The sequence below is a fragment of the Candidatus Rokuibacteriota bacterium genome (genome assembly GCA_016188005.1).
Lineage (GTDB): Bacteria > Methylomirabilota > Methylomirabilia > Rokubacteriales > CSP1-6 > UBA12499.
Map to the genome: position 1 here is coordinate 1 of JACPIQ010000065.1, position 12,181 is coordinate 12,181.

The 12,181-nt window shown below is 73.0% G+C and carries 10 protein-coding genes; 6 read left to right on the top strand and 4 right to left on the bottom strand.

Features of this window, described 5'->3' with window-relative positions; all coding sequences use genetic code 11:
- Positions 1-170: 170 nt before the first annotated feature.
- Positions 171-401, bottom strand: coding sequence for a hypothetical protein (locus HYV93_12455; GenBank protein MBI2526781.1), 231 nt, complete (start codon positions 399-401; stop codon positions 171-173).
- On the bottom strand, positions 385-660 hold the full coding sequence (locus HYV93_12460; protein MBI2526782.1) for a BrnT family toxin: 276 nt from the start codon (positions 658-660) through the stop codon (positions 385-387). The genes HYV93_12455 and HYV93_12460 overlap by 17 nt, the downstream gene beginning before the upstream one ends.
- A gap of 178 nt (positions 661-838) precedes the next feature.
- Here HYV93_12460 and HYV93_12465 point away from each other — a divergent pair, with 178 nt between their 5' ends.
- From HYV93_12465 to HYV93_12485, 5 genes are all read left to right on the top strand, one after another.
- Complete coding sequence (locus HYV93_12465) at positions 839-1,129, top strand: hypothetical protein (protein ID MBI2526783.1); 291 nt, start codon at positions 839-841, stop codon at positions 1,127-1,129.
- Entirely contained in the window at positions 1,126-1,788 is a 663-nt protein-coding gene (locus HYV93_12470; protein MBI2526784.1) for a hypothetical protein, read from the top strand. Before HYV93_12465 ends, HYV93_12470 begins: the two co-directional genes overlap by 4 nt.
- 82 nt (positions 1,789-1,870) lie before the next feature.
- A complete protein-coding gene (locus HYV93_12475; GenBank protein MBI2526785.1) occupies positions 1,871-2,956 on the top strand; it encodes a WYL domain-containing protein in 1,086 nt (361 codons plus the stop codon).
- A 33-nt stretch (positions 2,957-2,989) separates the two neighbouring features.
- Positions 2,990-6,073, top strand: coding sequence for a PD-(D/E)XK nuclease family protein (locus HYV93_12480; protein MBI2526786.1), 3,084 nt, complete (start codon positions 2,990-2,992; stop codon positions 6,071-6,073).
- The gene (locus tag HYV93_12485; GenBank protein MBI2526787.1) at positions 6,066-9,314 is read left to right on the top strand and encodes a UvrD-helicase domain-containing protein; all 3,249 of its coding nucleotides are present in this window, start codon (positions 6,066-6,068) and stop codon (positions 9,312-9,314) included. Before HYV93_12480 ends, HYV93_12485 begins: the two co-directional genes overlap by 8 nt.
- Before the next feature lie 103 nt (positions 9,315-9,417).
- Here HYV93_12485 and HYV93_12490 read toward each other — a convergent pair whose 3' ends face one another.
- Positions 9,418-9,768, bottom strand: coding sequence for a DUF5615 family PIN-like protein (locus tag HYV93_12490; GenBank protein ID MBI2526788.1), 351 nt, complete (start codon positions 9,766-9,768; stop codon positions 9,418-9,420).
- Between the two features lie 142 nt (positions 9,769-9,910).
- On the opposite strand from HYV93_12490, the gene HYV93_12495 reads away from it, so the two are divergent.
- Complete coding sequence (locus HYV93_12495; GenBank protein MBI2526789.1) at positions 9,911-10,111, top strand: hypothetical protein; 201 nt, start codon at positions 9,911-9,913, stop codon at positions 10,109-10,111.
- 43 nt (positions 10,112-10,154) lie between these two features.
- Here HYV93_12495 and HYV93_12500 read toward each other — a convergent pair whose 3' ends face one another.
- Complete coding sequence (locus tag HYV93_12500) at positions 10,155-12,077, bottom strand: hypothetical protein (GenBank protein MBI2526790.1); 1,923 nt, start codon at positions 12,075-12,077, stop codon at positions 10,155-10,157.
- Positions 12,078-12,181 lie beyond the last annotated feature (104 nt).

The following is a 12,181-nucleotide window of genomic DNA, read 5'->3' on the forward strand; positions in this document are numbered from 1 at the left end:
CGACCTGACGCGGCCCGGTGACCGCCTGGATGAAGCGGCGCGGCTCGGCGAGGCGCCGGGCCAGGATCCCGGCGTGGGGGCGGGAAAAGGCCATCGAATCGTCTCCTCAGGGCGTTGAGTAATTTTACTCATCGCCCTGAGTGCACGCAATCTCTCCCGGAAGGCGAAGGTCAGGCGCTCCGGCGCCGGGTTCGTCGAGCCGGAACTGCGTCCAGCAACGCGCGGAGCGCGCGGTTCACGGCCGCGGCGTTTCCGAACGCCTCCGCCACGTCGGGATCGAGAACGACCACGTTGGTGCCAGCGCGGTACCGCGCCACGTACTTCCCCCGCACTCCACCGCGGAAGTCATACTCGGGCCGGAGAGTGTCTCGCTCCACGGAGCGCCTAGCCCTCTTCTTCATAGGTTCGCCTCTCGCGACGGTTGGCACGTCGCGCGCTGATGATACGGATGGACTCGCCCTCGTCAGCATGGGCGATCACGAGCAGCCGTCGCTGCCTCGACATGCCGAGCAGAAGGAACCGGTGCTCGCCGACCGAGCGAGCCGGGTCCGGGATCGTCACCGACAGGAGATCGTCGAACACCGTTGTGGCCTCAGGGAAGCCGATGCCGTGCTTGCGCTCATTCGCCGCCGCCTTCCGGGCATCCCAGAGGAAGTCCAGAGCCATGCCACTACTCTATCCCGACTCCGCCTGCTGTCCACGCGCCCAATGCAGGCTATCGGCGCCCCCCGGCTTCGGGGCACCGCCGCTGTGACCCTCGCTGTCACACCGCCTGGGGATACTCGTACCGAACAACGTCACCGGCGCGAACCTCGCGCCCGGAGGAGGCCCCCAGCCCATGCCCACGCTCACCCGGATCGACCCCATCGCGAAGACGCTCGGCAATATCCTGGCCGGCGAGCCCGTCACCCACGGCGCCCTCACCATGATCCCCGTCCTCGCCCCGCTGCTGGCCGAGCCCGCGTGGCTCACGCTCGGCGAGGCCGGAGAGCGCGCCCGAATCACCGAGGTCAGCGAGGCGGGCTCGGTGCCGGATCTCAAGGTCACCAACACGGCCGACCAGCCGCTCTGCTGCTCCTGGACGGCGAGGAGCTGGTCGGCGCCAAGCAGAACCGCATCCTCAACATGACCGTGCTCGTCGCCGCCGGCGCCACCGTCACCATCCCCGTGAGCTGCGTCGAGCAGGGGCGCTGGCATTACCAGAGCCGCCACTTCGCCGCCGGCGATGCCGCCCTCTTCGCCTCGCTCCGCGCCCAGAAGGCCGCCTGGGTAACCCGCTCCGTCCGCGCCGGAGAGGGGCACTTGTCCGATCAGGGCGGGATCTGGGACGGCGTGGCCGCGCGCGTGGCCGCCCACGGCGTGGCGAGCCCCACCGGCGCCATGCGCGACTTCTATGGCAAGTACGAGGAGGACCTGGGCGCCGCCCGCCAGGCCCTCGCCCCCAGGCCGGGACAGATCGGCGCCCTCCTCTACCTTTCCGGCCGCTGGGTGGGCCTCGACCTCCTCGCCGGCCCCGGCCTCTTCGCCCGGGCCTGGCCGCGCCTCTGCGCCGGCTACGCGGCCGATGCCATCGGCGGCAAGCCCGGCGCCCGCCTGGCCCCCAGCCCGCAGGCCGTCCTCGAGCGCATCGCCTCCTGCCCCGCGGAGCCCGCCCCGGCTGTGGGCCTCGGCACCGAGTACCGGCTCGCCGGGGGGCAGGCCCACGGTGCCGCCCTGGTGGCCGAGGACCGCACCGCCCACCTCATGGTTTTCCCCGACACGCCCGCCTCCCGGCGGCGCGGCGGGTAGGCCGGTCCTTGGACAGCGCGTATCCTTGGATGACGCACCCATTGACAGCCGGCTTGCGATCCACCCATCATGGCGGAGCCCTATGCCGCGAGGCAATCAGCTCACCCGGCAGTGGCGGCTGCTTCAGCTCCTCGACCGACCGGCGGGGATCGCGGTCGATGACGCGGCGCTCGACCTGGACTGCGCCGTGCGCACCATCTGGCGCGATCTCCGCGTCCTCCAGGACGCGAAGTTCCCCATCTACACCGACCGGGGTGCCGACGGCCACCGCTCCGTGTGGCGCCTCGACGAGGGCTTCAGGCTGCGGCTGCCCCTCAAGCTCACCCTCAGCGAGCTGGCGGCCCTCCTCATGAGCCGCGAGCTCGTGGCCGCCGCCGGGGCGGCCCTCGGCCCTTCCGCGCAATCCGCCTTCGAGCGCATCGGCAGCGTGCTCCACAAGGACGCGCTGGCCCTCCTCGACCGCATGCGCGACACCATCGGCGTGCGCGGCGTGGGCGCCAAGCTCCAGGCTCCTGCCGCCCAGCACCTGGCCGCCATCCAGCGGGCGCTCCTCGAGCGCCGCCGGCTGCGGCTCGCCTATTACTCCATGAGCCGCGACGAGACGACCTCGCGCCGCGTGGACCCCTATCACCTCACGCTCTACAACGGCGCCTGCTACCTCGTCGCCTACTGCCATACGCGGCAGGCCGTGCGCATCTTCGCGGTCGAGCGCATCCGCGACTGCGAGGTGCTGGCCCTGCGCTTCGAGGTGCCCGCTGACTTCAACGCGGCGAAGTACCTCAAGGGCGCCTGGGGCATCGTCCGCGGCGAGGTCGTCACCGTGAAGGTCGTCTTCGCGCGCCCGGCCGCCCGCTACGTGCGCGATCACCTCTGGCATCCGACGCAGAGGTTCCGCGATCTGGACGGCGGCCGGCTCGAGATGACGCTCCAGGTGGCCGACACGCTCGAGGTGCGCCGCTGGAGCCTCGGCTACGGCAGCGAGGCCGAGGTGCTGGCGCCGGCCTCGCTCCGCGAGGCGCTGCGCCTGGAAGCCGAAGCGTTGGCGCGAAAGCTTCAGCCGCTCAGGATGGCGCCCGCCGCCGCCCCGGCTCACGCGGAGTCACCCGTCCTCTTGAAGCGCACGGCCGGGGCGAGATCCCTCGATCGGCCGGAACGCCCGCGCTCGTAGGCGGGCCGCGGCGGGAGCGGGCGAGGCTTCCTGATGGACCCCTTCCTGACCCAGCTCGCTGATCTCTGCCGCACCGAGCGCACCCGCGCGAAGTGGGTGCTCGTGCCGTCGCATGCGCTCGGGCACGCGCTCGGCGAGCGGCTGGCGCTCGAGGGCACGGGCTGGGCGAACCTGCGCTTCGCGACGCCGCTCGATCTGGCGCTGCCGATGGCGGCGCCCTTCCTGGTCGAGCGCGGGATCGACCCGGCGCCGGACGGCATCGGGCCGGCGGCGGTCATGCGGCTCCTGCTCGAGCTGCCGAGCACGGTGCCTGCCTACTTCCGCCACCTGGCCGAGCAGCCGAAGATGGCCGAGGCGCTGTGGGGGGTGATCCGCGAGCTTCGGATGGCGGGCCTCGGCGCGGCCGACCTCCCATCGAGCGCCTTCGGGAGCCCCGCCAAGCACGCCGAGCTGGTCGCGCTGCTCGTGGCATACGAGACTCACCTCGCCACCCAGCATCTCGCCGACACCGCCAGCGTGTACCGCGAAGCGCTCCGGCATGCCGATGTCTGCTCCATGCGGCCTGGAGATCTGTGGACCGAGCTGCCCGGCGTGATCTGGGCCCCGCTCGAGCGGCAGCTGCTCGATGCCCTGCCGGGCTCGCGCATCCCACCGGCCACGCTGAGCATTCCGGGCCTGGAGGCGCCCCGGCGCCTGCTGGTGCTCCAGTCTAGCCGGGAGCACCCCCGCCAGGATGTGGCGCCCGCTCCGCGCTCCGATGCCGAGCGGCTCGTCTTCCTGATGCGCCCGGGCGAGGCGCCACCGCCCATCGGCGACGGGACGCTCACGCTCTTCCGCGCGGGGGGCCGGGAGGCCGAAGTCGAGGAGGTGTTCCGCCGGATCCTCGACGCGGAGGTCGCGTTCGACCAGGTCGAGATCGCCTGCGCCGGGCCCGACCACGTGCAGCTCATCTGGGAGAAGGCGCAGCGCCACGGCTGGCCGGTCACTGTCGGGCCCGGCATCCCCGTGGCGCTCACCCGCACGGCGCGGGCGCTCCTCGCCTTCTGCGCGTGGATCGAGGCGGGCTTCCCCGCGGCGGCACTCCGGCGGCTGCTCCAGTCGGGGGATGTGCGACTCGACCTTCCCGACGGCCCCAGCTCGGGCCAGGCCGCCCGCCTTCTGGCGCAGTCGGGGGCCGCGTGGGCGCGCGAGACCTATGCGCCGGCACTCGCGGGGCTCGCCGAGTCGCTCCGCGAGCGGGCGGAGGACATGGAACTCGACGAGGACGCCCGCAGCTGGTCCGCCGGGCGGGCGGCGCAGGCGGAGCGTCTCGCCGCCTGGATCGCCGGCGTGCTGGACCTCGTCCCCATTCCGGAGCCGGATGGCCGGATCAGGCTCGGCGCCTTGCTGTCGGGATGCCGCTCCTTCCTGGACCGCTTCGCCGCTGTCGCGGGCGAGCTCGACGGGGCGGCGCGGAGCCTCCTCGGCGATGCGCTCGGCGAGCTGGGGGCCATCGGGGATCTCCACCGTCCGCTGGCCGAGGTGCTCCGCCTCGTTCGCGATCGTGTGGAGGGGCTGTCGGTCGGCGGGGATCGGGCGCGGCCCGGGCACCTTCACGTGGCGACGCTCGCTCAGGCAGGCTATGCGGGCCGCCCGCGCACCTTCGTGGTCAGCCTGGAGGAGAGCGGCGTCTTCCCGCAGATGGTGGAGGACCCGGTGCTCCTCGACGAGGAGCGCGAGCCGTTCGCAGTGCTCGCCACCTCCCGCGACCGCGTGGAGGAAGCGCTCTTCGCCGTCGTGAGCCGGCTCGCCGCCCTCGGCGGGCGCGTGTGCCTCAGCCACTCCTGCCGCGATCTCCGCGAGAGCCGGGACACCTTCCCGTCGTGGCTCATGCTCCAGGCGCTCCGCCTCCTGCGTACCGCGGACCAGGTGAGCTATGGCGATCTCGACCAGGCCCTCGGCGAGCCTGCCTCAGCGGTGCCCGCCCGCGCCGAGCAGGCGCTGAGCGATGCCGGCTGGTGGCTGGCGGGCCTTCGCGGGGTGGGCCCAGCGGGGCAGGCGGCCATCGACGCCGCGTTCCCGCCGCTCGCTCGCGGCGAGGCGGCGGAGGTGGTCAGGATCGGGACGCCCTACACGGCCAATGACGGCCATGTCCCGGCGGCGGGCCCGAGGCTCGATCCGCGGGGATCGGACCATCCCGTGTCGGCCACGAGGCTCGAGCGCCTCGCGGCCTGCCCGTTCCGCCACTTCCTCGAGCGCGGGCTGGGACTCGAGCCCGTCGAGGATGCCGAGCCCGAGCCGGATCGCTGGCTCGATCCCTTGACCCGGGGCGGCGCGCTCCACCAGCTCTACGCCACGATCATGCGCGAGGCCCGCGGACGCGGGGAGCGTCCCGATCCCGCGCGCCACGGCGAGCGGCTGAGACAGCTTGGTCAGGAAAAGCTCCGCCAACTGCGTGCCCTGGTTCCGCCGCCCTCGGAGCGCGTCTTCGAGCACGAGGCGCGCGTCTTCCTGAGAGACCTCGACGTGTTCCTCGCGCTCGAGACCGGGACAGCCGGCCGGGTGCCCGTCGGCTTCGAGGTGCCGTTCGGCACGGGCGAGGTCGGCGAGGAGCCGCTGGGGCGCGTCGAGCCGATCCAGATCGACCTCGGCGGGGGCTTGCGCTTCCTGCTCTGCGGCGGGATCGACCGGGTGGACAGGCTGGCCGACGGGAGCTACGAGATCGTGGACTACAAGACGGGCAGCGCGTACCTGCCCGGGGGCCTGGCCGCGACCTTTGCGGGGGGGCGACAGCTCCAGCACGCGCTCTATGCGCTGGCCGCAGCCGAGCTCCTCAGGGAGACGGACCCGGCGGCGCGCGTGGCCTGGGGCTCCTACTACTTCCCGACCAGCCGCGGGCGAGGCGAGCGGGTGCGGCGACCGCAGGGCGACCCGAGGATCGTCGCGGCCGTGCTCAGCGACCTCTTCGACGTCCTGGCCGGCGGGGCATTCGTCCACACGACGGACGCGCGCGACTGCAAGTACTGCAAGTTCCCCCGGGCCTGCGGGCGCGATCCCGTGGCCCGCGCCGCCGCCAAGGTGGAGGACGAGGGCAATGCCGCGCTTGCGCCGTACCGGAGGCTCAGCGAGCGTGAGTAAGCGGGCCGGCTCACCCGCCCCCGTGGTCCCTGACCAGGCCGCGCGCGACCTGATCCTGGAGCGCCTCGACGTCAACATGCTCGTCGAGGCAGGCGCGGGCTCCGGCAAGACGCAGAGCCTCGTCGGCCGCATGGCCGCCGGCATCGCCGAGGGGCGCTACCTGGTCGACCACATGGCCGCCGTCACCTTCACCCGGAAGGCCGCGGCCGAGCTGCGGGGACGCTTCCAGCTGGAGCTGGAGGACCGGCTCCGGAAGGAGCAGGACCCCGAGCGCGCCGGGAGGCTCCGTGGGGCGCTGGGCCACCTCGAGCGGCTCTTCGCCGGCACGATCCACGCCTTCTGCGCGCATCTCCTCCGCGAACGCCCGGTGGAGGCGGGCGTGGTGCCGGGCTTCGCGGAACTGGACGAGACGGCCGAGGCAGAGCTGCTCGAGCGGGCGTGGCGGGAGTATCTCGACCGCGAGCGCGCGCAGGGCTCTCCGCTCCTCCAGCAGCTCACGGACTCCGATCTCGCGCTCCACGAGCTCGACGAGGCCTTCAAGGACGTCTGCCGCCACGTCGACGTGGACTTCCCCGCCCCGGACGGCGCCCCGCCGGATCTCGCGCAAGCGCGGGCCGCGCTCCGGGCCTTCTGGGCGAAGCTCGAGGCGCTGCTCCCTGACCCGATCCCCGAGGAGACGACATGCGGCGTCCAGCAGCTTGCCCGCGAGCTCCGCGGCCGCCTCCGCGTCGCGGATACGGGCCGCCACGCCGCGCTGGCCGAGCTTCTCGCCCGCTGGAAGACCACCCCGAAGATCGTCCAGAAGTGGTGGACTGCCGGCGCCAGCGATCGCAAGGTGGGCCAGGCCATCAAGGCCGAGCTCGAGCGCCTCATCGGGGACTTTCAGACAACCGCGGTCGAGCCGTTCCTCGCGGCCTGGCGCGAGCACCTCTACGGCCTCTCGGTGCGGCTCCTCATGGGCGGCCGGGCCTTCGCCGAGGAGGCGCGCCGGCGCGCGGATGCGCTCTCCTACGGAGACCTCTTGCGGATCGCGGCACGTCTGCTGCGCGACAGGCCCGACGTGCGCGCGGCCCTCCAGCGGAAGTACCGCTGGCTCTTCGTGGACGAGTTCCAGGACACCGATCCGATCCAGGCCGAGGTGTTCCTGCTGCTGGCCGCTGCGCCCGGCGCCGGCCCCGACTGGACCGAGGCCCCGCTCCGCCCGGGGGCGCTGTTCATCGTCGGCGATCCGAAGCAGTCCATCTACCGCTTCCGGCGGGCGGACATCGATACCTACACCCGCGTGAAGGAGCGCATACAGGCGACGGGCGGCACGGTGCTGGAGCTGACCGCCTCGTTCCGGTCGGTGCCGGTGCTCTGCCGCTGGGCCAACGAGGTCTTCCCGGCTTTCTTCCCCGAACAGGCGACGCGCGAGCAGCCGGCCTTCCACGGCCTCGACCCCGTGCATCCCGACAAGGACAGGGCGAGCACGGGCATCCGTCAGCTCCTCGTCGGCGACGACATCGACAGGGCTCGGGTCCCGGCCGCCGACGCGGCGAGCATCGCCCGGTTCATCCGCGCCGAGGTGGATGGTGGTCGCCGCGCCTTCGGCGACTTCTTCATCCTCACCCGGAAGAAGAAGAACGTGCCCGTCTACGCGCAGGTCCTCGAGGCGCTCCGCATCCCCACCGAGGTGAGCGGCGGCGCGGCCTTCGTCGAGTCCGAGAACGTCGCAGCGCTGGCCGGCCTCCTCCGCGCCCTCGCCGACCCCGATGACGGAGTCGCGCTCGTCGGCGTGCTACGGGGCCCGCTCTTCGGGCTCAGCGATCCGGAGCTCTTCGAGCATCGAAAGGCCGGCCATCGCTTCATGCTGATGGCGCCGCTTCTCGACGAGGCGCAGGGCCCCGTGGTCGACGCGCTCCGCGCGCTCCAGGCCATGCACCGGTGGACGCGGGTCCTCCCCGCGCCGGCCGCCGTCGAGCGCATCCTCGAGACGACGGGGCTCCTGGCGCGCGGGGCCGCCTCGCCTTCCGGCGCCGAGGCCGGCCACCTGCTCCACGCCGTGGACCGCGTGCGCCAGATCACCGAGACCGGCGGCAGCCTCGCGGACGCGGCGCGCGCGCTCGAGGAGGATCTCGAGTCCACCGATGTCGACTCCGTTCCCCTCGACCCCGGCCGCCGCGACGTCGTGCGGCTCATGAATCTCCACAAGGCCAAGGGCCTCGAGGCCACGGTGGTCTTCCTGGCCGACCCGCTCGCCGGCGTCAAGCCCCGCGCCGACCTGCGCATCGTGCGCGACGGCGCGCGGGCCACCGGGTACTTGCAGATCATCCGCCCGGACCCGCCGCGCCCGGGCATCGTCCTCGCTCAGCCCGCCGACTGGCCGGCGCATGAGCAGGCCGAGCTCGCCTATGTCGGCGCCGAGGAGCACCGCCTCCTCTACGTCGCCGCCACCCGCGCCAGGGAGCTCCTCGTCATCAGCCGCTACGCCGGCGGCGGAGGCTGGGGCCCCCCATGGGAGCCGCTCACATCACACCTGGACGCGGCGCCCGTGCTCGAGGTGCCGGGCCCGAGCGCGCTCCCGGCAGTGGCGGTCCCCGACCTCGGCCCCGAGGCTCGGGAAGCAGCAGCCATCGCGCGCGCGACCCGGCAGGCGCGGGCCAGCGTCCCCTCCTGGCATGTCGAGTCCGTCACCGCCACCGCCCACCACGCCGGCACCGTCGGCCATCCCGTCCAGGAAGGCCACACCCGCGAGCCCGACACCGGCATGCAATGGGGCAGCCTCATCCACTTCCTTCTCGAGCACGCCATGCGCTCCGGCCCCCGCGACCGCGCCCACCTCGAACGTCTCGCCGGCTGGTACGCCTTCGACAAGCCCGAGCTGCGCCCCGTCGTCCCCGAGGCCCTCGACACCGTCGAGCGCGTCATGACGGCCGACTTCTGGCAGCGCGCGCTGGCGGCCGAGGAGCGCCACGTGGAGGTGCCGTTCGCGGTGCGAGTCGAGCCCGAGGGCGCGCCCCCGCGGATCCTCCACGGCGTGATCGACCTCGCCTTCAGGACCCCGGCCGGCTGGGAGCTGATCGACTACAAGACCGACCAGGCGCCGCCAACATCCCTGGCCGCGCAATACCGGGGGCAGGTTACGGCATACGCGACCCACTGGGGACGGGTGGCCGCCGCCCCCGTCGTAAGCGCGGCCCTCTACATGGTCCGCTCACAGCAATTCATCGCTGTCCCCCAGACAAACCATGCGCTCCAGTAACTCCATTGCCTCGCGGCGCACGAGCAACTGCTTGTGACGGCCGTCCGGCGCCTGGCCGCCGGTTGCGTTCTCTCTTGCGCCCTGGTCGGATCGAGACGGCGCATCACCGGATCCGAACGCCGCGCTCCGTGACCACGGGAAGACGCCCGGGCTGACAGCGCTCGAGGATCAGGAGAAGGTGCCGTCGAACGAAGGCCAGCGCGGTGCCGCGCCCCGAACTTGGCGGCCGGAGGAGAACGATGCCGGCGTGCAGGTGGGGAGGGGAGGCGCGGACATCGCCGATGCCCTTGTCCATGGTCAAGAGAACCCTGGCCTCGTTCGTGACGCGATCGAGGAGAACGGCGTCCGGAGCTCCCGCCAGTTGCTCCCCGGGGACGCTGTCGGCCTCGTGCCCAGCTGCGCGGAGGTCGTCGAGGAGCTCGGCCGGGAGGTTCTCGTCCAGCTTGAACTTCACGCGGGACGGAGCGGGAGGAGCCCATCACCCGCCCCTTGACAAGACTGAGCGTACGGCGAGCCGGGCCCACGGTGGTGCCGCGGGGGTTGCGTCCGGTGCTACTTCCTACCGCGTCTTGCCGACCCGCGCGTCCTATCTGTCGATGACTGCCGAGGCGTGGCGCCGCCAGCGCCAGCGTCGGGATCGGCTCTCCACCATCTGGAACCATGCGCTCATCGCGCTGTCCGCGCGCCAGATCGGCGCGACGGCGGTGACGCAAGACGTGGGCGACTTCGCCCTGCTGCGCCGGTACGCGCGCTTCGACTTCGAGCCCTTTCAGACCCTCGGCCCGAATCCCGGTTGACGGCGAGGGGTGGCGGCCGACGCGCGGCGAGCCGGGGAAGGGGTCAGCGCCTGCGCCGCTTGCCGGCGCGGGCGGGCCGGGCCTGGGCGGCGAGCCAGGGGCCGGCGCCGGGCGTGGCCCGCCAGAGGTCGCCGAGCATGTCCTCGATGACGGCGGCCTCCTCGTGGCTGCCCAGCGCGTAGGCGGCGGGCATCGCGCCCGGCCATGTCTGCTTGCCGAGCAGGTAGCGGGGAGCGTGGTGGTTGGCGCGGACAGCCCGCCGGAGGTGTTCGTTCGCCGGGGCGGCGTCTCCCCCGCGCCGGAAGGCATGGAGCGCCCAGCCATAGGCCCATGCCGCCGTCCCCTCGTCATGGAACTGCTCGAGGAGCGCCTCCGCCTCGGCGTCACGGCCGGCCTCGAGCAGGACGGGAAGCAGCGAGTAGCGGACACCCTGGTTGTCGCCCGGATTCAGCCTTAGGAGATCCCGGTAGTGAGCCACGGCCGCATCGCGCTCCCCGAGGGCCTGCAGGCTCTGGGCAAGCCCGAAGCGGGCCCGCATGTAGGGGCGCGTGGTGATCACGCTCCAGAAGTGGCCAGCTTCCTCGGTGAAGGCCCCCGGGCCCAGCGCCCGCTCGCCGGCCGCCACCCCGCGGGCATAGAGATCTCGGGCGGCCGGCAGCTCCGTCGCCGCCTCGGCCAGGAGCACGTAGGCGTCGGCGCAGTCGGGGAAGATCTCGAGGGCCCGCCGGGCGAGCTGGACCCGCCGGCGGCCGCGAGCCTCCACCGCGCGGTAGGCGAGCTCCTGGGCGCGCTCGAGCGGCGTCGACGCTGTGGAGGGGATGGCGTCGAGGGCCCCCGAGAACTCCCGCTGTATGCTCGCGTTCAGCTCCTCCGCGCTCTCGAAGGACTTGCCAGCGGTGAAGCGCTGGACCTCGAGCAGCACGCGCTCCATGGCCCGGCGGTCCGGCAAAACTCCGGCTCGCGGCTCGGCAGGGGCGTCGAGAGGCCGCAGCAGCTCCGGCAGGGCAAGCGTCACCTGGCGCGGCCCGTCCGCGGTGGGCACCTCACGACTCCAGCGCCCGCTGTCGATCTCGTCCTCCGTGGCCCGGGCCAGCGCGCGAAGGATGGCCTCGATCTCGGCCAGCATCGGTCCCTCGGGCCGGCGCAGCTGGCTGTCGGGCCCGAACCACACCGCCACCGGGTATGCCGAGGGCCCGGCCACCGGCAAGGCATGCTCCTCCCACAGGTCCACGTCCCCGAAGGGCATCTCGTCGATGGGGCCGAAGAACACGCTCCACCGCCCGCGACGCCCGATGAGCGCCTCGGGATCGGGGTCCTCCTGCAGTTGCTCGTGCTCCCGCGGGCTCGCGAAGAACGCCACCCCGAAGACCTGCCCCGCGGTGCCGAGGACAGTGGCGCACGACAGGCCGCGGTGGACGGCCGGGGCCTCGACGCGGACGAGATCCTCATCGCTCAGGTGGCGCCACGGCGCCGCCTCGAAGAACTCGCGGGCCGCCTCGGCGAAGGCCCGCATACGCTCGACGGTCACGCCCCGGGCCCAGAGGGCGTCGGGCGGCGGGGGCTTGCCCTGCGTCACCTCCGCCATCTCGCGGAGCTTGTCCCGGGCGAGCGCGATGTCGTCGACGACGCGAACCGCCAGCTCGGGGTCGCCGAGGCCCCGCGCGATCGCCTCGCCGAGTGCCGGGTCGACCACCTCGATCGTGGCCGGGCGCATCCGGGTGAACCGGAGCCCCAGATCGAGGAACGCGTCGAGGGCGAGCCCGGGGTCGGGCGGGCCCTCGGCGAGTTTCATGTTCACCATCCCGGTTTCCCGGCTGACCCACACCGCCCCCCACGGGCGGACGGGAATCTCGCCGGGCGCCCCGATCCACATGGGGACCTTCACAAGCCCGCCCTGCCAGGCATCGGAGGAGCGCCGCGCGAGTCGCTTGAATCGGCCGACCACCAGGGAGAAGATCTCGGTCATCGGCGGGCACGGTAGCCTGTCCGGCCGGGCCGCGCAAGCGGCTTCCGGCTCAGCCGGCCTCGGGCTCGAAGTCAGACGCGTTCACGAGATGAGGCCATGCCACT